Annotated in this window: 20 protein-coding genes; 15 read left to right on the top strand and 5 right to left on the bottom strand. The window is 60.1% G+C overall.

What is annotated here, in order from left to right; all coding sequences use genetic code 11:
• The first annotated feature begins 407 nt into the window (after window positions 1-407).
• From NKI54_RS27350 to NKI54_RS27300, 11 genes are all read left to right on the top strand, one after another.
• Complete coding sequence (locus NKI54_RS27350) at window positions 408-656, top strand: hypothetical protein (protein WP_156937288.1); 249 nt, start codon at window positions 408-410, stop codon at window positions 654-656.
• Window positions 657-683: 27 nt separating this feature from the next.
• Window positions 684-1,211 carry a hypothetical protein gene (locus NKI54_RS27345; protein WP_023674974.1) on the top strand — a complete coding sequence of 176 codons (528 nt, stop codon included), beginning with the start codon at window positions 684-686 and terminating at the stop codon, window positions 1,209-1,211.
• A 263-nt stretch (window positions 1,212-1,474) separates the two neighbouring features.
• Window positions 1,475-1,699: a hypothetical protein gene (locus NKI54_RS27340; RefSeq protein ID WP_352636743.1), complete on the top strand. Its 225-nt coding sequence runs from the start codon at window positions 1,475-1,477 to the stop codon at window positions 1,697-1,699.
• Between the two features lie 215 nt (window positions 1,700-1,914).
• Entirely contained in the window at window positions 1,915-2,169 is a 255-nt protein-coding gene (locus tag NKI54_RS36525; protein WP_502898254.1) for a DUF6894 family protein, read from the top strand.
• A gap of 463 nt (window positions 2,170-2,632) precedes the next feature.
• Window positions 2,633-3,175 carry a class I SAM-dependent methyltransferase gene (locus tag NKI54_RS27330; protein ID WP_352636741.1) on the top strand — a complete coding sequence of 181 codons (543 nt, stop codon included), beginning with the start codon at window positions 2,633-2,635 and terminating at the stop codon, window positions 3,173-3,175.
• Between the two features lie 237 nt (window positions 3,176-3,412).
• Window positions 3,413-5,200, top strand: coding sequence for an ABC transporter ATP-binding protein (locus NKI54_RS27325; RefSeq protein ID WP_352636740.1), 1,788 nt, complete (start codon window positions 3,413-3,415; stop codon window positions 5,198-5,200).
• 6 nt (window positions 5,201-5,206) lie between these two features.
• A complete protein-coding gene (locus tag NKI54_RS27320; RefSeq protein ID WP_023674979.1) occupies window positions 5,207-6,388 on the top strand; it encodes a glycosyltransferase family 9 protein in 1,182 nt (393 codons plus the stop codon).
• Window positions 6,389-6,397: 9 nt separating this feature from the next.
• Complete coding sequence (locus tag NKI54_RS27315) at window positions 6,398-7,585, top strand: glycosyltransferase family 9 protein (protein WP_352692740.1); 1,188 nt, start codon at window positions 6,398-6,400, stop codon at window positions 7,583-7,585.
• Window positions 7,575-8,753 carry a glycosyltransferase family 9 protein gene (locus tag NKI54_RS27310; protein ID WP_352646114.1) on the top strand — a complete coding sequence of 393 codons (1,179 nt, stop codon included), beginning with the start codon at window positions 7,575-7,577 and terminating at the stop codon, window positions 8,751-8,753. Before NKI54_RS27315 ends, NKI54_RS27310 begins: the two co-directional genes overlap by 11 nt.
• 301 nt (window positions 8,754-9,054) lie before the next feature.
• On the top strand, window positions 9,055-9,849 hold the full coding sequence (locus NKI54_RS27305; RefSeq protein WP_352568666.1) for a sulfotransferase domain-containing protein: 795 nt from the start codon (window positions 9,055-9,057) through the stop codon (window positions 9,847-9,849).
• 14 nt (window positions 9,850-9,863) lie between these two features.
• Window positions 9,864-10,559 carry a sulfotransferase family protein gene (locus tag NKI54_RS27300; protein ID WP_352502415.1) on the top strand — a complete coding sequence of 232 codons (696 nt, stop codon included), beginning with the start codon at window positions 9,864-9,866 and terminating at the stop codon, window positions 10,557-10,559.
• Between the two features lie 30 nt (window positions 10,560-10,589).
• On the opposite strand, the gene NKI54_RS27295 is transcribed toward NKI54_RS27300, so the two are convergent.
• Window positions 10,590-11,987, bottom strand: a complete 1,398-nt coding sequence (locus NKI54_RS27295) for a glycosyltransferase family 2 protein (RefSeq protein WP_156937290.1) — start codon at window positions 11,985-11,987, stop codon at window positions 10,590-10,592.
• Between NKI54_RS27295 and NKI54_RS27290 the strand changes: the two genes are divergently transcribed.
• The 4 genes from NKI54_RS27290 to NKI54_RS27275 all read left to right on the top strand — a co-directional run bounded on the left by NKI54_RS27290 (window position 11,904) and on the right by NKI54_RS27275 (window position 15,988).
• Window positions 11,904-12,959: a glycosyltransferase family 4 protein gene (locus tag NKI54_RS27290; RefSeq protein ID WP_210164203.1), complete on the top strand. Its 1,056-nt coding sequence runs from the start codon at window positions 11,904-11,906 to the stop codon at window positions 12,957-12,959. The genes NKI54_RS27295 and NKI54_RS27290 overlap by 84 nt on opposite strands.
• A 113-nt stretch (window positions 12,960-13,072) precedes the next feature.
• Window positions 13,073-13,846 carry a glycosyltransferase family 2 protein gene (locus NKI54_RS27285; protein WP_023674986.1) on the top strand — a complete coding sequence of 258 codons (774 nt, stop codon included), beginning with the start codon at window positions 13,073-13,075 and terminating at the stop codon, window positions 13,844-13,846.
• Between the two features lie 108 nt (window positions 13,847-13,954).
• Complete coding sequence (locus tag NKI54_RS27280) at window positions 13,955-14,677, top strand: LPS glycosyltransferase (protein ID WP_023674987.1); 723 nt, start codon at window positions 13,955-13,957, stop codon at window positions 14,675-14,677.
• Between the two features lie 273 nt (window positions 14,678-14,950).
• Window positions 14,951-15,988 (top strand): phosphatidylglycerol lysyltransferase domain-containing protein, encoded by a 1,038-nt coding sequence (locus NKI54_RS27275; protein ID WP_023674988.1) that lies wholly within the window; start codon window positions 14,951-14,953, stop codon window positions 15,986-15,988.
• A 590-nt stretch (window positions 15,989-16,578) separates the two neighbouring features.
• On the opposite strand, the gene NKI54_RS27270 is transcribed toward NKI54_RS27275, so the two are convergent.
• The 4 genes from NKI54_RS27270 to NKI54_RS27255 all read right to left on the bottom strand — a co-directional run bounded on the left by NKI54_RS27270 (window position 16,579) and on the right by NKI54_RS27255 (window position 20,400).
• Window positions 16,579-17,655 (bottom strand): ABC transporter ATP-binding protein, encoded by a 1,077-nt coding sequence (locus tag NKI54_RS27270; RefSeq protein ID WP_352593633.1) that lies wholly within the window; start codon window positions 17,653-17,655, stop codon window positions 16,579-16,581.
• On the bottom strand, window positions 17,652-18,452 hold the full coding sequence (locus tag NKI54_RS27265; protein ID WP_352448865.1) for an ABC transporter permease: 801 nt from the start codon (window positions 18,450-18,452) through the stop codon (window positions 17,652-17,654). The genes NKI54_RS27270 and NKI54_RS27265 overlap by 4 nt, the downstream gene beginning before the upstream one ends.
• Window position 18,453: 1 nt before the next feature.
• Window positions 18,454-19,314 carry an ABC transporter permease gene (locus NKI54_RS27260; protein WP_023674991.1) on the bottom strand — a complete coding sequence of 287 codons (861 nt, stop codon included), beginning with the start codon at window positions 19,312-19,314 and terminating at the stop codon, window positions 18,454-18,456.
• A gap of 66 nt (window positions 19,315-19,380) precedes the next feature.
• Window positions 19,381-20,400 (bottom strand): ABC transporter substrate-binding protein, encoded by a 1,020-nt coding sequence (locus tag NKI54_RS27255; RefSeq protein ID WP_023674992.1) that lies wholly within the window; start codon window positions 20,398-20,400, stop codon window positions 19,381-19,383.
• Window positions 20,401-20,470 lie beyond the last annotated feature (70 nt).

The raw sequence follows: 20,470 nt of genomic DNA, 5'->3' as shown, positions 1-20,470 counted from the left end.
ATTCCGGCACTATCCAGTAGACTGCGGCAATGGTCGTGAGCGTAACGATGAAGCCGATGAGCTTGCGCACGACACGCTCGACTTCAAGCGCTCGCATCGGCTTCGCCTGCAATCCCGTTGAACGCCTTCGAAACGTCTGGAAATAAGCCGTGTCGACCGCGATCATTGCTGCAGTAGTAGCTGCAATGACAGTCATGGCCTGCAAATGCACAGGCCAGCTTCTGTCGGCGAGCATCGCGACGGTGAGCGCAAGACCAAGCAATCCTGCAAGGCCGGTGAGGGGCGCGGTCGCCGATTTCGGTCGGAGCGTCATACTACTACTCCCGTTGTCGTGAGGATCGATCGTCGTTGCCGGCCGCGTGGTCGCCGCCACGGTTCAACTCGAGTGGCGCCGCCACCGGAGCCGCTTGAGCAGCCGCTACACTCCGCCGCTGCCGTTAGACCCGCCGCTGCTTGTTCCGTCGTTGCCGCCACTGGATCCGCTGCTGCCGCTCGAACCGCTGCTGCCGCTCGAACTGGTGGTGCCGCTTGAGCTGCTGGCGCCGCTCGATCCGCTGCTGCTGCTTGAGCCGCCGATGGGCCCCTTGTTGACATTGTGCGGGGAGGGATGGTTGTTAGCGCCCTCGCTTACATTTTCGCAGGTGCATTTGCGCTGATATTTGGCGCCGAAGGCACTGCCTTCATTGCTCGCCTTCTGGCAGACCAACCCATGGCAAATCAAAGTCGCTTCGGTTGTCTCGGGGGTAAGCCCGGTGATGACTATTGCGGTTGTCGTGGCCGCCATGGCCATGATCGAGAACCGGAGTAAATTCCGAAAATTTTGCATAGATACCTCGCTTTCTGACGCCTCGCTTCTCGGGCCCGCGCCCAAGCTTCCTGATTGTCGAGTGGGTGTTTGCAACAAGGCCGCACACGGATCGCTTACGCCTCAGCGATTGGGGCTCAGGGGCGGCATAAAAAGTTGGACGAAGCGCAGACAATGGTGCCGCATTGCGGTATTTCGACCGGAAAAGGCCAAAGATGCACTTTTGGGGGAATGGATAATGTCGAAACGGCTTAGACTGGTGCTGGGAACGGCCGGCGCGATTGCCGTCGCCATTGTCTGGGGGATCATCGCCACGTTAATGGGTGTGCCATCGATTCTGATCACTGTAGGAGCGGTCGCGATCGGCGCGGGCATCTACACCTATGTCGATCGAAGCCGAAGCTGATCCGGTTATCAGGCTACGGGCATAGCGCAAAAATCCCACGGTCGCAGACTGTCTGTGGCAATGCTCAGTGTACGAAAATTACCAACGACAGCGTTCTGTGGAACGAGTGGCCTGCCGAAGCTATTGTGGTGGCGGTCCGAGACACCCCCGCCTCGGGTCATTGGCTCACCCAGCCGAGTGGTCCGCTGCTACCCAATGGCAGCGGACCTTCATCCGGAGGACAGACCTGGAAGACGGACATTGTGCCGAATCGAGGGAGAACGATGGTCGTTGACGAGATTGCCGCGCGGCGCCTGAAAATTCTGCTCGAGCAATACATGGAGACCAGGAAGAGGCGCCACGATGCGGTTTCCACCGCAGCGGCTGAGATCGCGATCAGGGCTGTCATGCCGAATTGCCCGGTCTCCGGAAAAGCCCTGGACGACATGATTGTGGTATGTGCGTTCGAACACGGGCTGGGGGTGCTGTTCGATCGACCTGACGCATGAAGGCCTAAACGCCATGAATCCCAACGCCTAAATCGCACGGTGCCGTCGTGCACAAATCCGACGCTGTTCCTGAGGCGCTCGCGACTAAAGCGCATCGCGTCGATCGGCCTCATGCGACGCGCTTTAAGTGCTTGTTTTTGTGCATGTCGTTGTCGCAAAACCGCTGCACACTTTTGCGCGACATGCATTAGAGAAACCGACCGACCGGAGCAGCCATGCCGAGATATTTTTTCCATTTCCGAAACAATGAGGGCCGCTTGACGGAAGATTTCGAGGGTCAGGAGTTGGACGGTTTGTCCGCGGCTCAGGATAACGCAATGGCTTCGGCCAAGGAAATCCTGGCCGAGGGCCTGCTCAGCGGCAGCCCGGTCCTGACAGGTCTTTCCTTCGAAGTCTGCGACGAGAACCGGAAGCTGCTTTTCCGATTTCCATTCTCGGAAGCTGCCGAAAAGGCCGGCACCCGGCCGTGATTGGCCAAAAGCCCCGCGATGCGGGCGAGCTTTGATCGAGCCTGGCTGAAAAACCGCATGTCGCGGCAAGACGGTCGTTGGTGCAAATCAGCACCATAGGCAAATTGGTAGCATAGCTGCCGGCACAAAGCAAGAACAAATATGGCTTGCCTTGCCGACGGGGCATTACTTATGTCCCTGCGTGTGCCGGCCCGGGCTATCGTGCGTTTCAGGAACTCGAGGGCAGGCACGGGTAGGGGGCGCCAAGCGACGTTGCCATTTCCAACCAATATGTCGATTTGTCGGGCCGGGTGTTCGTCAACTTACCGAAACGTCTTCGCAGGATGCTGTGATCAGGAGTTCCTTTCTCCCGCGGTTGCGTTTACAGGACGCTCAGGACAGTGTCGTTGCGCGCCAGCAACTGGACCGAGTTAGGCCGGGCGCACAGTCCCCCTCCGTCAAGGAAACCAGTCCGGCGCCGTTTTTGGAGAACAACGATTTGTGGTGGTCAAATAAGCAAAAGAGATTCAAGGGAACGTGGGACGACCGTCTGGACGGCCTATTCTCAGCAGAGGTCGACTACGCCGGGAAATCCATTCTCGATGTTGGCTGCAACATGGGTGTTGTCGCCTATGAGATATCCAAGCTAGGACCGAGTTCGATCCATGGGATCGACATTCTCAAGCCGCATATCGAGACGGCCAAGATGATCTTCCTGGGTTGTCCGGTCCAAAGCCGGTTCGATTGTCTCGATCTTGGCAGCCGGAAGCTGCAAAATGTTCTCCAACCGCAGTACGACATCGTCATGCTGCTGGCGGTCTACCATCACATGCAGTGGAGCCTCGGCGAGGACAAGGCGCGACGCGTGCTGTGCGATATCGCCGGGCGTGCTCAAACGATCGTTGCCCGCGTTCCTCCTGGCAAGGATAAGGAGATGATCGCGGTGCTTTCGGATGTGGGCTTTTCAATCAAAAGCAATCACACATCGCCTCTTGGAAGCCATCTCATGGTCCTCGCGAAACACTGACCAGGCATAGCGCGGCCGACGACGAATGGCGCAAAAGCCGCGTGGCTGGGGTCCGCTATGCTCGCATGCGAGGAACCGACGGTCATAAGCCGATGACGTGCAAGGATCCGGTTCGGCATTGACTGCGGTCGGGAACGAAGCCACAGACAGGTGATCGAAACCGTCTCGCGCTTCAAGATAACGCGAAGACCGGACGGGATCGCAACGGGCGGCGACGAGATGATTACAAAGAAACGAGTGTCAACGGCCCCAGCATATCCGCTGATCAAGCGTCTGATTGGCGAAAATCTGCCGCCGCACAAGATGCTGTATGTGACAGGTTTGCTGTGCTCGATCGCCGCTGCTGCGGCGACCGGCGCGGCGGCCTGGATCATGAAAGTCATGATCAACACCATCTATGTCGAGCGAGACGCTGCCGCTGTATCGGGTATCAGCGTCGTCATCATCGGCATTTTCCTGGTCAAGGGCATAGCTGCCTACTGCCAGACCATCACGACGGGAAAGATTCGCCGGGCTATCGTTTCGGACCTGCAAAACCGGCAATTTTCCCGAATGGTGTATTTCGACATCAGCCGTTTCGCGAACCAGCATCCGGCAAAATTCATCTCCAAAATCATGTTCAACGCGCGCGCCGGGGCGACCGTTATTCTCACCCTCACGAGCAGCGCCGTCTCTGATCTGCTGACCCTGATTGCCTTGGCCAGCGTCATGGTCAAGCAGGACCCGGTGATGTCGCTGATATCCGTGGCGGTTCTGCCGATGCTGTTCCTGTCAGTCGGCGCGATAACCAGGAAGCTCAAGGCGCTGGCGAGGGGCGAGACGGAATTGGCCGCACAAGTCCAGTCGATCGGCACGGAAGCCGTCGAAGGCATCCGCACCATCAAGTCCTTCCAGCTCGAGGACAAGGCCGTCGCCAGCTTTGCAAAGGCCGTCCGCAAGATGGAAAGACGTGGCATCCAGATCAATCGGACGTCAGCATTGATGAGCCCATTGATGGAGACCGGCGGCGGCGTGATCATCGGGCTTTTCGTTATGTACGCCAGCTGGCAGACCCTCGGCAACGGCAAGACGCCCGGCGAATTCATGGCCTTCATTACCGCGTTCCTGCTTGCCTATGAGCCTGCCAAGCGGTTGGCCCGGGTCAATGTCGACATCCAGAAGCAAATGGTCGCCGTCGAGCAGATGTATGATTTGATCGACACGCCCGAGCAGCGGCGACTCGCGATCGCGGGCGAGCGTCTGACCGACGTCGATGGTGGTATCCGCTTTGAAGATGTGGCCTTTTCCTATGACGGCAACAGCCCCGCGCTCGAGGGTGTTTCCTTCGACGTGCGACCTCGTGAGAAGCTGGCGATCGTCGGCCGCTCCGGCGCCGGCAAGACTACCATCGTCAATCTGATCCTGCGTCTGATGGAGCCGGACAAGGGCAGGATCCTGATCGACGGAAAGGACATTTCGAAGATCAGCCTGGCCGACGTCCGCGATAACATCGCACTTGTGTCACAGGACGTCTTCCTGTTTGAAGGCTCGATCCGCGACAACATTCGCGACGGCCGCCCGAATGCCACGGATCAGGAAATCGAGTCTGCTGCGAACCTCGCCCGGGTCACCAGCTTTGCTTCGGCGCTCGAAAACGGGCTCGACACGCTTGTCGGGCCAAGCGGCACCAACCTGTCCGGCGGCCAGAAACAACGCGTTGCCATCGCGCGCGCCCTGCTCAAGAATGCTGCGGTAATCGTCTATGACGAAGCGACATCCGCGCTTGACGGTGAAAACGAACGGGCGGTTATGGAGGCAGCCTTCGACAACACATTTCAGCGCACGGTGATCTGCATTGCGCACAGGCTGTCTACAATCAAGGCGGCCGATCGTATTCTCGTGTTTGACGCCGGACAGCTCGTCGATGCTGGAACGCATGACCAGCTTGCCAAGCACAGCGAGATATATCGTTCGATATTCCACCTGGAGACGCCCGATCCGATGGTCGAAAGCGGCAAAAAGCTGCGGCAGAGCGTATTGCGCTGACGGCCGATGACCAGCTTTTATCACGGTTCCTATGTCCGGTATGTGATTGGTGGACTGGGCCTTCAGGTGCGCCGGTACAAAAAGGCGGTGCGCAGGTTGTTTTCCGGTCCCAAGCAGCCTCGTTCCATTCTTGAGCTGCAGGCCAAGGTTGAGGCCCTGATCGTGCGCAGGGACTGGAAAGGCCTTGAAGCAGGTACCAATGAGATGGCTGTCACGGCCGATCATAATCGCGACCCGGAGCTGATGCAGAAGGCGGGCCAGGCGTTCGAACGCCTTGGCAACTTTGCGCGGGCAGCTGAGCTTCGGCTTTCCGCTCGCCGGCTGCGGAAAGGGAAGAGCGCCAACGAGTGGACCGGCGAGAATCTCGGATCGGATACACTGCTGATCGATCTTGTGGAGGATGACCCGCGCAGCCTTGGCCGGGTTATCCGCCACGCGCGACTGGCCGGCGCTGCCGCTGCCTATGCCCAAAGCGCAACAATTCGGGTCGAGCCGCGCCTGGTATCAATTCTGCAGCGAACGTTCCCGAAGGCGACCGTGGTCCCGGCGCAGCGGGATGTGGTCGGCGACAAACACGCGACTTTCGAAGATCTCGCCTGGGTGTTCGGACGCGACGCCGAAAAGCTTGCTGCCGACTTCGTACCGCTGCGGGCAGATCCTGAACTCGTCGAGGCATTCCGCAAGCGCTATCGCTCGATGACGGATCTGCCGCTGGTCGGTCTCTCCTGGGGCAGCAAGTCCCACACCAAGGACGTGCCTGATTTTCCTGAATGGGCACGGTTCATCGCCCAGACACAAGCGACATTCGTTTCGCTCCAGTACGGACAGATCAAGCCGGCGTTGCGGCGCCTTCGCAACGGCAACGACGCGCGTCTGATCTTTGACGACAGCGTCGACCAAATGGTCGACATGGACCGTTTCGCCGCACAGGTCGCCGCACTCGATGCTGTCGTGACGATCAGCAATACGGCGGCCCATCTTGCCGGAGCCATTGGCGTGCCGACTGTTTTCCTCATCGACGATAATTTTCAGACGGCATGGCCGGTGACCGGCGACCGGACACCCTGGTATCCGAAGGGCATTGTCATTCGCAAGGAGGGACGCCCTTGGTCGCTGGTGCTCGACGAGGCCGGCCGGCGGCTCTCGTCGATCCTGACGACGCTTTCCGACGCTCCCCGAGGACGATAGAACATCGCCGTGCAGAACAGACGAACCATCCTTCAGAAGGCAAAAACCGCCGATCTGCGCCCGCAAGGCGCCGTCGGCAAGCGGCTGCAGAAGGTTCTCGAGCGGGCAAAGGAACTTCTTAGACGTCCTTCGCGCCACGCCGACGAAAGTGCCGAAAGGCATATGAGGCTGATGGAGGAAAGCGTGCAGCGTGGTGACTGGCAAACTGCTCGCGACCATGCACTGGCGCTTGGCGCGCTTGGTGAGCAGCTTGGCGATCTCGGCCTGATCAAGAAAGCGGGGCGCGGACTGAGGCGTCTCGACGGAGGAAATCGCATCTGGCAGTTGATGGCGGCGAGCAAGCAGCTGCGCGGCAGGCCCGATTGGGATGGCAGTGATCTTGCGGGTCGCACGCTTCTCGTCGATCGTCGCGAAGGCGACCTGGCGATCTTTTTCCAGTTCGCATCTTTGCTTGGTCCAGCAGCTGCGGCTGCCGGTCGATGCATCGTCTTCGTCGAGCCGCGACTGGCACCGCTTTATCGCAGAACATATCCTGCGCTCGATGTCAGGATTGAAGGGGAAGAGGACATGGCGGCGGTGGACGCTGATGTCGTTGCCGGTTTCGAGACACTCGCAAAGCATTTCTGGCCGGACGACCCGGCGGCACGCGCGCCCTTCGTTCCGCTGGAGCCGGACCGCCGACTGGTTGCCGAGCTGCGCGGCACCTATCTCGATGGCGGCCCAGGTCCCCTGATCGGATTTGCCTGGGGAAGCCTCAACAAGAGCAAGGATCTGCCGGCCCTGGACGATTGGCGGACGCTGTTCAGCAGCCTGCCGGGGCGCCTCGTCAGCTTGCAATATGGCGATGTCGGGCCAGCCCTCTCCGAGTTCGAGCGCCACGCGCCGGGGCGCATCATCCATGACGCTTCCGTCGACCAGTTGACGGACATGGACCGCTTTGCCGCTCAAATTGCGGCGCTCGACGCGGTGGTGACGATCAGCAATACCGGCGCCAACCTGGCCGGAGCGCTCGGCGTGCCGACGATTGTCATGCTCGACGACGGGTTTCGACTGTCCTGGCCTGCCTTCGGCGAGACCGTCGCCGCATATCCGAGCGTTCGACTGGCCCGAAAAGGCGGCCGAGCCTGGGCGTCGGCAGTGCAGGAAGCAGGCGGACGGGTCATGCAAATCATCAGCGGAGCTGGCGATGGAAGGTAGCCTACTTCTCGGCCGGTTGCGCCGCGCTGTCGCGCTTGCAGGCTACAAATACAAGGTCTGGTTCCGACGTCACCGCCGGCAGCTCTTCCTTCGCTGGCGCGACGGCGACATTGCCGATCAGATGGCGGATTATCGGCGAAGCGTCGAGTCCCGCGATTGGCCGGCGGCCCTGCCGAAAGCCCTGGCTCTTGGATCCATTGCGAAGTCGAGGGGCGAGGTCCACCTGATCGACGAGCTCAGCAAGGCGCTGATGCGGATGGGCGCTTATGGCGCAGCCGCCGAACTCAGGATCGCCCGACGCCACATCGTCAACGGCCGCGTCGATGGCGAGTGGCTGGGCCAGGATATTTCTGGCCAGACACTGCTGATTGATCTGATGGAAACCGAAAAGCAGGGTCTGGCCACCGCGATCCATCATGCGAGTTCCGTCGGCTGTGCCCTGGAGCGCGCCGCCCGCTCGATCGTGCTGGTCGAGCGCCGCCTGGTACCGCTCTTTCAGCGCACTTTTCCGACCGCCGATGTGCGGCCGGTCGGCGCTGGCGGCAAGGCCGCCTATGCCGAGGCGCAGGCCTTCGCCGGCGTCCAGCATCTGACTGCCGTTTTCGAAACCGACGAGGCGACGATCCGCGAGCATTTCGTGCCCCTTAAGCCGGATCCGGCCCGGGTCGCTGAACTTCGCGCCCGCTACCGGAAGGAAGGACGGCCGTTGGTCGGTATCGCATGGGGCAGCTCCAATCCCGGCAAAGACCTGCCGCCGCTTGCCGCCTGGCGAAACCTGATCGGCCGACCGGACCTCCGGTTCGTCTCGCTGCAGTACGGCCAGATCGAGACCGATCTGAAGATCCTGACCGACGGTGAGCCGGAGCGAATTCTTCATGACAGATCGGTCGATCAGCTCGTCGACATGGATCTTTTCGCCGCGCAGGTTGCCGCGATGGACGCCGTGGTGACCATCAGCAATACCGGAGCGCATCTGGCCGGCGCGCTCGGCATCCCCTCGGTTTTCATTCTGGGCGACGGCTTCAAACGCTCCTGGCCGGTCGAGGGCGACCGCACGCCCTACTATCCATCGGCCGTGCTGGTCTCGAAACGGGAACGCCCCTGGTCCGTGGTGATGGGCGAGGCCGAGTCCATTCTGGCGCCATGGCTCACAAAAGTGAGTGGCTAATGCATGTCGTCCAAAAGCGCGTCACTGAATACGCTTCGACGCGATGCGCATTAAGGAGTTCGGCCGACGGACCGCGGAATGGAGCGCCCGTGTCGAACAGTCGTCGCAACAGGCCAAAAAACATAAGGCATTCCGAACCGGGATATAGTAAAGGCCAATTCGCCCCGCAGAGGATCGCAATTCTTGCCGGCATTTCTGCCTTGTGTTCGAATTAGCCGTAGGCTTAGGCGCCCAGTAATGGGGTTGGTCTGGCCGGCAGCGGTTCGGGCGCCAGCTCTGATAATCTAAAGGAGGTCTCTCCATGTCCTTTCTAAACATGTCCTTTCTAAAATTTTTCCAGGCCAAAGAGCCGCCTCTTCCTCTTATCGTATCCTTTCCAAAATCGGGGCGCACGTGGCTGCGTGTCATGCTGGACGATCTCGGAGTTGAAGTTCAATACATTCACGACGGAACCGACCACAAGTTACTTCGACCGATATCGGGCCTCAAGGAGAATAAATCTCGATACAAGAAGAGAAGAACAATAATGCTTGTTCGCGATCCAAGAGATACGGTGGTCTCAGGGTACTTTCAGGTTCAGAAGCGCCACATGCTTCCAGCGGGATCGTTCAGCGATTTTATCAGAAGCGACAATCATGGGATTGAAAAGATCATCAGATTTAATCTGCATTGGTTCGCGGCCATGCCCCGGATGCGCGAAATCCGGTATCTTCAATATGAAGATATGCATCGGGATACGGCTGGTGTCCTTCGCGCGATCCTTGGATTCCTGAACCAGCAGGCTGACGATCGGACGCTTGTCGAGGTGGCGAACAACCGAACGTTCGACAAGATGAAAGTGAGTGAATCGACCGGTGATCTGTCCGATCGATACGGCAAGATATTACAGCCGCGCGATGCGAATGATCCCGAAAGCTTCAAGGTGCGCAAGGGCAAGATAGGCGGTTACGGGGAATATCTTTCCGAGGACGACGTGGCCTATTGTGACGAGCAGTTGGCTAAGTTCGAATATTGGGAGAAGCTGGACAAGGTTTTTAGCACGAACGGCTTGTGCTACGCTCGCGTCGATAACCGCGCCCGGGTCGCCTTGGGTTAGGGAGCATTGCCGACATGGTGATGCGGACCGGATTCATTTGCGGCTGCGGCCATAGCGGGACGACGTTGATTGCGACGATCCTTGCGTCGCATCCCGACGTCTACCTGCCGCTCCAGGAAACCAACATTTTCTTCAAGTGGACGCCACTGGCCATGTTCCGCTTCTGGAAACTGAAGCGGGCGGCGCTCGATGCTGGAAAGAACGTGCTGCTTGAAAAGACACCGCGGCATATCCGCCGTGTCGCCCGCATTCGCCGGCTCGTGCCCGGCGCGCGTTTCGTCATGCCGGTGCGAGATGGGCGCGACGTCGTTGCGTCCCTGATCAAACGACTTGGCGACCCAACGGAGGCTCTCGACCGCTGGATCAACGACAATGCGCTGGTTCTTGCGGAACGGGGAAAGCCGGATGTGCTGATCTATCGCTATGAGGACCTGGTCGAGAATCCGGCCAAAGTCGTCGAGCAGATATGCGGCTTTCTCGATGTAACCTTCAGCCCGGATCTCCTCGACTATCACAAGAACCCGCAGCAGTGGTTCAAGCCGACCGACGCCAGCGGCGAGACGCCGCATGCGGTGCTCCGGAACCAACAGGTCAATCAGCCGATCTATGACGGGAGCGGAAGATGGCGCTCCGAACTTGGAAACGCCGAGCTACAGGACCTGGTCCAAGGACGAGGTGCCCAGCTTATGAAAGCATTCGGTTATGCATGATGTCGGTTCGGCATCTGCTTGAAATGCCGTCTACCAATCAATTTTGTCGATCAAACCCGTTTTGAACAGGCTGTGAGCTCCTTCGTACAGCATTGACTGTTCGCTCATCGCGCTGAGAGCGGCTTTACCGCTCGATACCTCATGATACTGGCGATATTTGGAAGCGCCGTTCCAATACTGACCTTCCGCCACCGCGACCTGCGCCTTGTCGTTGAAATCGGCGAAGAACTTGAAATGAAGCAGGCCAGCCAATCCCTTTATATAGTTTCGCCAGTAGGGCAGCGGTGAGTGAATCGACGTAAAAATCGTCTGGCGATCAACATATATCAGAGGAAACTTGGTCAACTTGTGCTGCCTGGCGAAAAGCCGGGTTCTCGGGCCGCCTGTGATCTTGAGATGCCGGGGGCTCCTCGTCACCTCATAGCCGCTGCCGTCGAAATGGTCCGCAACTTGCCATGGCGGCACGATGGGATCGAAGGGTACGTCCCAGATGTTTCCGCTCGGATACATGTCGATCATCGGCGCCAGCAGGCGTGTCATTCCGCGCCGCTTGAGCCAGTCGGCCATCGCACCGAGCGGATGCTGATCCATACCGTCATAGACAAGATATTCGTCCGCATCCACGGTCAGATACCAGCGAGGCTGACCATAGATCTGCACAATCCGCTGACGCCAAAGGTTTCCCAGGTCCGACTGCGAATAGGTGATCGGCGAGCTGAATAGATCGACATCTGGCTGCTCGGCCAGAAGCTCAGCTGTTCCGTCTGTCGAGCGGTCATCGAGGACGGCGAATCTGGTGACGCCGAGTTCGCGATAGTGCTTCAGGAACGGGCGTAGCCTGTCCGCCTCGTTGCGGATGACGAGGATCAAAGGCAGGTCATTCGCTTTAAGGGGCGTTATCGGCCGCAGCGATGACACTTCTGCCCGTCTTCCGAAGGTGTGTCTCAGCCGATATATGGCGGTGTCGGTAATCGTCCGGCGGACAATGGCGGGCCAGGTTGCTTTGCTCAAGCCATCGATTCCCCTCATGGCGGTCACCGCCCGGCTGGAGCTGGCGCTGATCCGCTGTTTGCAGTTAATTTCTACATGCAGCACCGTTAGGCAAATCGCAAGCAGTTGCGGACAATGGACACAGGCCTGTTCTGAGTTCCGGCGGGTGAGCTTTCCAAGTGTTGCCGATGCGAGCTGGCCTCTATAGACATCGTCAGATGGCAACAAGGCCGGAGCCCAGACCCCATGTACGCCGGCATTCGTGGCACCGAAATTCAATTCGACAGGCCGCTCCTGTTCGTGCGCCAGCGTTATGCGCCTTTCGGTGGCGGCGAGATCATGTTGGAAAACATCATGGCCGCATTCGCCGCGCGTCAGCGGCGGGTGGCCGTGCTGTCCGGCGACTGGCCGCGTTATGAAGGCATCGAGTTCATCCATTGTGCCGGCCGCCGGTTTCCGCGTTCGCTGCGGGCGACGTCCTTTGCTCAAGCTGCCTGCCGCAAGATCGCCGAGATGCCGCCGGCGCTGGTGCAGAGCAACGATCGCCTCCCGTGCTGCGATGTCTTCCGGGCCGGGGAGGGCGTTCATGCCGCCTATCTTGCCGAGCGGCGGCGTTTCGAGACGCGGCTTGGCAGGGCGGCAATGGCGCTGAGCCCCTTTCACCGCCAGACGCTGCGCCTTGAACGTGCAACCTACGCCAGCCCGAGGCTCAAAGCTGTCATTGCCATTTCGAAGATGGTGGCAGAGGACATTGTCCGTCACTACGATTATCCGGCGGAAAATGTGCACCATATTCCCAACGGGGTGGATCTCGACCGCTTCAACCCGCAGCTGCGCCAGCAGCATCGGGCGACAATCCGCGCGCGGCTCGACGTCGACGAAAACAGGCCGGTCGTCCTGTTTGTCGGCTCGGGCTTTGCGCGAAAAGGACTTCTTGCACTGATGAAGGCGGTCGCTAGGCTCGATGGCGAGCCTGAATTGTGGGTCATCGGCCATGATTCGCGCGCCAACGCCTTCAGGCAGGCCGGTGACAGGCTCGGTCTCGGCGCACGGCTCAAGATGCTGGGGCCGCAGAAAGACATGCTGCCGTGGTACGGCGCGGCCGATATTGCCGTGCTGCCTTCCATCTATGATCCTTTCGGCACAGTGGTCATCGAAGCGATGGCCAGCGGCTTGCCCGCCGTGGTAAGCACCGGCTGTGGAGCGCGCGAGCTTGTCGAGCGGTTCGAGCCGACGCTCGTTTGCGATGCGGCCAGCGAAAGCGACCTCGCTGCAGCGCTCGCGCACGCGCTGCAGTTGTCGTCACGACCTGAGACCGCAGCCCGGGTGAGAGCGGCGGCCGAACACTATGATTTCAATGTCATGATCAAGCGAATGATGGCGCTGTATGAAGGCCTTGATCTGAAATGATTTTCGACTTTGTTGAATTAGGTTAGTACCCTCAGTGTGCTAACGGGCCGGGAGCCGATGCTGCAGATGCATTCGAATGACAGTGGCAGCTTTGATGCCGGAGCATTCTGACCGTGCCGGCGCTCTCGGTCATTATCATCACCCGCAACGAGGAGGCATCCATCGCGCAATGCCTTCGGTCGGTCCATTTTGCCGATGAGATCGTCGTTCTCGACAACAACAGCAGCGACAGAACCAGGGAGATTGCCGGTGCTCTGGGAGCAAAGGTTCTGATGACCGTTGATTGGCCCGGTTTTGGTGCGCAAAAAAACCGTGCGCTGGCCGCGGCAACGGGGGATTGGATCCTCTCGCTGGATGCCGATGAGTGGGTGGAGGCGCCGCTCGGCGCGGAAATAAGGGCCGCAATCGCCGACCCAAAAGCCAATGACGGCTTCGAAATACCGAGAAGATCGCGCTTTTGCGGGCACATTGTCCGCCATAGCGGCTGGTCGCCCGATCTGGTGCTCAGGCTCTTCCGTCGCCGCTCCGGGCGGTTCAGCGACGACACCGTGCACGAGAAGGTATTGGTGAACGGGAAGGTCAGCCGATTGTCCCGGCCGATCGAGCACGATTCCATTACCGACTTGGCAGATGCCCACGACAAGATCGGCCGGTACGCAGAAGCGTCCGCCGCGCAACTGCTTGCCGAGGGCAAAAAAAGCTCGATAGGCAAGGCGGTTTTGCGCTCGGTCTGGGCCTATGTGCGCAGCTATATTTTCCGGCTGGGATTTCTGGACGGTTCCATTGGTGCGATGGTGGCCGCGTATTCGGCCAGCTACACCTATCAGAAATGGGCCCGTGTCGCATTGGGAATGCGAGGCCCAGTCCACCCAAAAAAGCAACGCTGAGGCCAGGACAAATCTGTGAGAAACCGGCTTGGTTGACCGCAATTGTTGCCGAGCCATCGCCAACTAGTTAGTGTACGACCGTAAAAATCGAAAGCCAGGGTAGTGAATATGACTGATGCGTTTAGGGTATTTATCGGATGGGACAGCCGTGAGCCGATCGCGTACGACGTCGCGCGACACTCCCTGCTCAAACATGCATCGGCGCCTGTCTCCGTCATTCCGATCAAACAGGACGAGATGCGTGCCCGCGGGCTATATTGGCGGGAAAAAGATCCGCTCGCCTCAACGGAGTTCACCTACACGCGCTTCCTCACGCCCTTTCTCGCCGACTACACGGGTTGGGCCCTGTTTTGCGATTGCGATTTCCTGTGGCTTGGTGACGTCGCAGGCCTGCTGAAATATACGGACTCGGACAAGGCGGTCTATTGCGTCCAGCATGACTATACGCCGAAGGCCACAACCAAGATGGATGGTGTGGTCCAGACGTCCTATCCTCGGAAAAACTGGTCGTCGCTGATGCTGTTCAATTGCGCGCATCCTTCGGTCAGATCGCTCACGCCAGAGGTCGTGAATCAGGAAAGTGGCGCCTATCTTCACCGAATGCAGTGGGTTGCCGACAAAGATTTGGGCTCATTGCCGGTAGAGTGGAATTGGCTCGAAGGCTGGAACGAAAAGCCTGCGGTCGGCACACCTAAGGCGGTCCACTATACCAGCGGCGGCCCGTGGTTTGCCGAATGGCAGAATGTCGACTACGCCGATTTGTGGATAGCAGAACGCGACGAGTTCCTGGCTTCCGAACAAGCGGAATCTTCTCAGAGCGCCGTTCGCTAAGAACATCGTGTTTGGCAGGTGACCTGGGCGCTTCCGAAAGTGGCATTGATTTTCGTGTCGCCAAGGGCGCAGCAACCAGCCGTCAGGCGCTGGGCGTCGACAACAATGCGTGTTGCCGCCTGGGGGCGGGACCGGGGCAGATTGCGCCTACGAATCTGGCGGCTCCGGCCGGGTAAACATGCCGCGCTGAGATAAGGATCAGCTCGCGGCAACATGATCGGTTTGGGGTCCGTCAGCTCTTTCATCGGCCTAGCCGGCACGCGAAAGTCGACCATGCCGTCACTGCGAAGACGCCTCGATCGTTTCCTGGAGAACCGCGGGCCTAAAATACCGCGGCTGCAGCTGAACCATGTCGAGCGCCTGGCGCTGGTCCGTCGCCACGGTGATTTTTCCCTTGCCTATTCGACCGCCGTGCAGAAGGGGCTTCACTACTTCGGCGATGCCCAGGGCTACATCGCTTACGGCAGCAAAACGCGACATCATTTCGCGCTCGGTGATCCAGTGGCTGCCCCGGCCGATCGGCGCGACTATATCAGACGTTTCATCGAGGTTGCCGGCAGCCCGTGGTTCGTGCAGATCGGCGACCAGACGGCGCGCGTGCTTGCCGGGCTTGGCTATCAGGTCAACCGCCTCGGCGTCGACACCAGGCTTGTCCTGCCCAGACACGACTTTTCCGGAAAGCGCAATGAGACAGTGCGCTATTCCGAACGCTGGCTCTTGAAGAAGGGTTTTTCCTTCGCAGAGGACAACGGGACTGTCTTCCTCGACGAGATTGCCAGGCTCTCCCAGAATTGGCGGGCCGACCGCATCGTCAAGCGCTGGGAGATGAGATTTCTCAACAGGCCCTTTGCCGATCACCTTGGCGTCGATATGCGCCGTTTCGTCCTGCACGGTCCGGATGGGGAGCTCGTGGCCTTGCTGGATTTCGATCCGCTGTTCAGCGACGGCAAGGTCATCGGCTACACCACCTCGTTCAAGCGCAAGCATATCGATGGCTCGGCGCATGCCGAGATCGGCCTGACCAAATTCGCGGTCGACCGCTTTCGCGATGAAGGTGTTTCCGTCGTCACCCTAGGCCTGTCGCCGCTTGTCGAAATCGGACCTAGCGGGTTTGCCGAAAGCGATTTCTGGCGGCACGCCTTCCAGCGTGCCTATGACTCCCCCTGGGTCAATCGCACCCGCTTCAATCTGCAGGGGCAGGCGGCCTTCAAGCGCCGGTTCCATGGTGTCGAAGAGCCGACCTATCTTGCCTTTCGCAAGGGGACCTTTTTCGAAGCGCTTTCTCTGCTCCGGCTGATCAGGGCCGTCTAGTGCCTAGTGACTGAGCGCTCGTCGTCTCCTAGTATGGTCGACCTCACACCGGTCAGGCTTGGTTGTTTAGGTGGGAAAGAAATGCCGCGGCGGGAAGCAAAAGACCGGCTGCGAACCGCCGGCCCATTCTGCGGCGTCCCCCAGTCCCGCCGGGGCACTTTTGGCAGCCTGAGAACGGCTCCGCGTCAGCGCCAAGGGGTCGGATTCACGGTTGCTGCAGCGTACCGCCAGGAATAACGAGGGTACCCTGGCCTGGCCTTGAGTATCTGAAGCCTATGAAGAACAAAGCAACGATGATCAAACAAATGACGATGACCGCGACGACGCTGCCAGGATGGTGTCCGGTATCTGGCGGTTGGACCATTGCCTTCCCGTATGGCTATCGCCGCTGACCTTCTTCATCTTCCAACCGAGCATGACGACTGTCAATGGATACAGGAGTTGCGCCCGCCATCCAATCAGCCGACTGCAGCGTCGATCACGTTGCGCGCTTGCTGACCGAAGCTGATGATGGACCTAACCACAGCTTGTTCCCAAGCACGCTTCCATCGCTGCGAAGCGTTGAAGGGCGGCGATCCACCGCGGCTTAGTCAGGCCGGAAACAGGAATGCAGCAGCGGGATCGAAAAAGACCTGCCGGCTGCAGGGCCACACATCCTGCGATTGCATGGCGGCGGAGGTCGGCCTGATGTCAACCTCCTGTCCAGCGGCGATGCGCGCGACGATCCGCCGGCGCTCGCCGTAAAATGCGATGTCGACGATCTCGACATTCAGTTCCGCGCTCGCCGGGCTCCGCTCCATGCTAAAGGCTTCGGGCCGGATCATCAGCCTGGTCTTCTGGCCTTTGCCGAACGTGCCGTTGGCCCTGACTCCGGATATGACCGAACCGTCTGTCATGCGGATCGTTGTCGTGCCGTTGGTGGTGCCGAGATGTTCGGCGGCGAGGAAATTCGAATTGCCGATGAAGCCGGCGACGAAATCGGTCGCTGGCCTGAGATAGAGATCCTCGCCGGTGCCGGTCTGCTCGATGCGGCCATCCTTGAACAGGGCGATTCGGTCCGACAGATGCAGCGCCTCTTCCTGATCGTGGGTGACGTAGAGAATGGTGACGCCGGTCTGGCGATGGATGCGGCGGATTTCGCCCTGGATTTCCTCGCGCAGCTTCTTGTCGAGCGCCGACAATGGCTCGTCCATCAAAAGGATCGGAGGATCGTAGGCCAGCGCCCGGGCCAGCGCGACGCGCTGCTGCTGGCCGCCCGACAGCGCATCGGGTAAGCGTCCGGCAAAGCTTTCGAGCCGCACCAGGGCCAGCATGTCGGCGACCTTTTTCTTCACCTCGGCGTCCGGCCGGCGGCGAACCCGCAGCGGAAAAGCGACGTTTTCGGCCACCGTCAGATGCGGAAACAGCGTGTAGCGCTGGAAGACCATGCCGATGTTGCGCTTGTGCGAAGGCACTGCAAGCAGTGATTTTCCTTCCAGCAAGACATCGCCGGAAGTCGGGTCCTGAAAGCCGGCGATCGCGTAGAGCGTCGTCGATTTTCCCGAACCGGAGGGCCCGAGGAAGGTCAGGAACTCGCCCCTGGGAATGTCCAGCGTGACGTCGTGCACGGCGACGATCGCCCCGAACGCCTTGCGCAGATTGCGGATGGAGAGGAAAGGGTGGGTCATGTCCGGAACTTTCGCTGCAGCAGCGCCGTCATCACCATCAGGGCAAGCGTCAGCCCGACCAGCAGGCTGGAGGCAGCGGCGATCACCGGACTGAGGTCCGACCGCAGACTGCCCCAGATCTTGACGGGCAAGGTTTGCAAGCTGGGGCTGGCCATGAAGATCGCCACCACGACTTCGTCCCACGAGGCGAGGAACGAAAAAATCGCGGCGGAGAAGATGCCGATCCGGATCGACGGCAAGGTGATCCTGAGCCTGGCCTCGAGCGGGCTTGCCCCGCAGACGATTGCCGCGTCCTCGATCGACTTGTCGAACCCTTCGAGCGCGGTGGCGATCGGAATGATGGCGAAGGGCAGCGCCAGCACGGTGTGGGCGATGACGAAGCCGATGGTGGTGCCGCCGAGGCCAAGGCGAAGGAAGAAGGCGTAGATGGCGATGGCGAAGACAACGACGGGCAGAACCATCGGCGTCAGCAGCAGGCCGCGCAGGATCTCACGTCCGGCAAACCTTCCGCGAACCAGGGCAAAGGAGGCGAGCAGGCCGATCGCTACTGCCAGGATCGCCGTCATGGTGGCGATCCGAGCGCTGGTCAGCGCGGCGTCGAGCCAGGCCGGATCGGCAAAAAGCTCCTGGTACCATTTGAGCGTCCAGCCGGGCGGCGGAAAAGCCAGCCAGCGCGACGAGCCGAAGGAGAGCAGAACAATGAAGACCACCGGCAACAGAAGAAAGCCAGCGACCAGCGCGGTGAAGCCGAGCAGGGCAACCCGTAGCCAACCCATGCGGTCATAGTCGAGCAGCATCTCAGATGCCTCCGCTCGTGCGCCTGGCACCGACAAGGCGCAGCTGCAGTGCATAGAGAACCATGGTGACGACAAGCAGGATGAAGGCAGCGGCGCTGCCGAGCCCCCAGTTGAGCAGCGACTGGACCATCTGCGCGATCATTTCGGCAAGCATCATGTTCGACGTGCCGCCGAGCAGTGCCGGCGTTACGAAGTAGCCGAGCGACATGACGAAGACCATCAGGCCGCCGGCCGCGACGCCGGGCAGCGACAGCGGCACGAGGATACGGCGGAACGCCTGGAAAGGGCTTGCGCCGCACAGCGACGCCGCACGCAGCGTCATCGGATCGATCGCCCGTAACGTGCCGACCAGCGGCAGGATCATGAAGGGCAGCATGATATAGACCATGCCGATAGTGACGCCGGTGAGATTGTTGATGAGCGGCAGCGGGTGGTCGATGACGCCGATGGTCATCAGCGTCCGGTTGATGACGCCGGTACGCTGCAGGAGCACCATCCAAGCATAGGTGCGGGTGAGCAGGTTCGTCCACATCGACAGAATGATGATGCCGAAGATGATCGAGGCCAGTCCCGAAGGCATGATTGCCAGCATCCAGGCGACCGGAAAGGCGACAAGGACCGTGGCGACGGTGACCAACGCCGCGACCAGGAATGTGTTGAAGAACACCCGCGCATAGGTGCCGTCACCAAGCAGGGCAGCATAGTTCTGCAAGCCTGGCTCGGGCTCCGTGACACTGCGCAAAAGCAGCGCCAGCACGGGGATGACGAAGAACAGCATAATCAGAATCAGGGCCGGCAGCAGGCCATTGAGACCTGCCGGCACCCGCACCGTTCCAAAGTTCCGGCGTGTTTCGACCGACATGACAGCGACCCGGCTACGGGACGAGACGGCGCGAACCGTCTCGTCCATTGCGGTTCAAGGGCGGGCTTATTTCGCCTGCCAGGCATACCAGCGCGCGGCGATGGTGTCGCGATTGGCGGCCCAGTAGTTCATGTCGAGATTGATCTGCCCGCCGACATGAGCGTCCGGCAGCGATTTCACGGCATCGGCCGGCATCTCTGCCTTGGCCTTGGTATTGATCGGCGCATAACCGCTGGCTTCGGCAAATTTGGCCTGGCCGGCGGGGCTGCTCGCCGCGGCGAGGAATTTCATCGCCGTATCCTTGTTCTTGGCACCCTTCGGTACCACCAGAACGTCGGCTGCGGTCAGGTTCTGGTTCCAGGAGACGCCGACATCGGCGCCATCCTTGTCCAGTGCGAAGACGCGGCCGTTCCACAGCTGGCCGAACGTTGCTTCGCCGGATGCGATCAATTGCTGCGACTCCGCCCCGCCGCTCCACCAGACGATGTCCGACTTGATGGTGTCGAGTTTCTTGAAGGCGCGATCGAGATCCAGCGGATAGAGCTTGTCCGCCGGAACACCATCGGCCAGCAGCGCGATCTCGATGACACCGGGCGCCGACCATTTGTAGAAGGTCCGCTTGCCCGGGAACTTCGTCAGGTCGAACATGTCGGCCCAGCCGGCCGGTTCACCCGAAACGGCGCCCTTGTTCCAGGCGAGCACGAAGGAATAGTAGAAACTGCCGACGGCGTGATCGGTGGTGAAGCGCGGATCGAGGTCGGCCTTCGGCACGGTCTTGAAGTCGATCGGCTCGAGCAGACCGTCCTTGGCCGCCTTGATGGCGAAATCCATCTCGACGTCGACGACGTCCCAGTTGACACTGCCGCTGTCGATCATCGCCTTCAGCTTGCCGTAGTCGGTCGGGCCGTCCTGCATGACCTTGATGCCGGATGCAGCGGTGAACGGCTCGGCCCAGGATTTGGTCTGCGCTTCCTGGGTCGTCCCGCCCCAGCTGGTGAACACCATGTCCTCGGCCTTTGCGGCCGTCGTTGCCGGAACTGTCGTTGCAATAAATCCGGCAAGGAAGCCGGTGATGATCAGTTTCATTGTCGTTCTCCTCTGTTGTTTTCGTTGTTGTCTGTTCGCGATCGGTCGTTTTCGCCTTGATCGCGCATCT

It is taken from the genome of Mesorhizobium sp. M0663 (genome assembly GCF_040320585.1).
Lineage (GTDB): Bacteria > Pseudomonadota > Alphaproteobacteria > Rhizobiales > Rhizobiaceae > Mesorhizobium.
The sequence above is the reverse complement of the archived record's forward strand: the minus strand, read 5'-3'. Positions and strand labels throughout refer to the sequence as shown.

What these genes read in the sequence shown, in the direction of transcription:
- NKI54_RS27340 (WP_352636743.1), top strand. Translation starts at nt 1,475, where the DNA reads ATGGTCGTTGACGAGATTGCCGCGCGGCGCCTGAAAATTCTGCTCGAG.
- NKI54_RS36525 (WP_502898254.1), top strand. Translation starts at nt 1,915, where the DNA reads ATGCCGAGATATTTTTTCCATTTCCGAAACAATGAGGGCCGCTTGACG.
- NKI54_RS27320 (WP_023674979.1), top strand. Translation starts at nt 5,207, where the DNA reads ATGACCAGCTTTTATCACGGTTCCTATGTCCGGTATGTGATTGGTGGA.
- NKI54_RS27310 (WP_352646114.1), top strand. Translation starts at nt 7,575, where the DNA reads ATGGAAGGTAGCCTACTTCTCGGCCGGTTGCGCCGCGCTGTCGCGCTT.
- NKI54_RS27305 (WP_352568666.1), top strand. Translation starts at nt 9,055, where the DNA reads ATGTCCTTTCTAAACATGTCCTTTCTAAAATTTTTCCAGGCCAAAGAG.
- NKI54_RS27300 (WP_352502415.1), top strand. Translation starts at nt 9,864, where the DNA reads ATGGTGATGCGGACCGGATTCATTTGCGGCTGCGGCCATAGCGGGACG.
- NKI54_RS27290 (WP_210164203.1), top strand. Translation starts at nt 11,904, where the DNA reads ATGGCCGCATTCGCCGCGCGTCAGCGGCGGGTGGCCGTGCTGTCCGGC.
- NKI54_RS27295 (WP_156937290.1), bottom strand. Translation starts at nt 11,987, where the DNA reads ATGGATGAACTCGATGCCTTCATAACGCGGCCAGTCGCCGGACAGCAC.
- NKI54_RS27280 (WP_023674987.1), top strand. Translation starts at nt 13,955, where the DNA reads ATGACTGATGCGTTTAGGGTATTTATCGGATGGGACAGCCGTGAGCCG.
- NKI54_RS27275 (WP_023674988.1), top strand. Translation starts at nt 14,951, where the DNA reads ATGCCGTCACTGCGAAGACGCCTCGATCGTTTCCTGGAGAACCGCGGG.
- NKI54_RS27270 (WP_352593633.1), bottom strand. Translation starts at nt 17,655, where the DNA reads ATGACCCACCCTTTCCTCTCCATCCGCAATCTGCGCAAGGCGTTCGGG.
- NKI54_RS27265 (WP_352448865.1), bottom strand. Translation starts at nt 18,452, where the DNA reads ATGCTGCTCGACTATGACCGCATGGGTTGGCTACGGGTTGCCCTGCTC.
- NKI54_RS27260 (WP_023674991.1), bottom strand. Translation starts at nt 19,314, where the DNA reads ATGTCGGTCGAAACACGCCGGAACTTTGGAACGGTGCGGGTGCCGGCA.
- NKI54_RS27255 (WP_023674992.1), bottom strand. Translation starts at nt 20,400, where the DNA reads ATGAAACTGATCATCACCGGCTTCCTTGCCGGATTTATTGCAACGACA.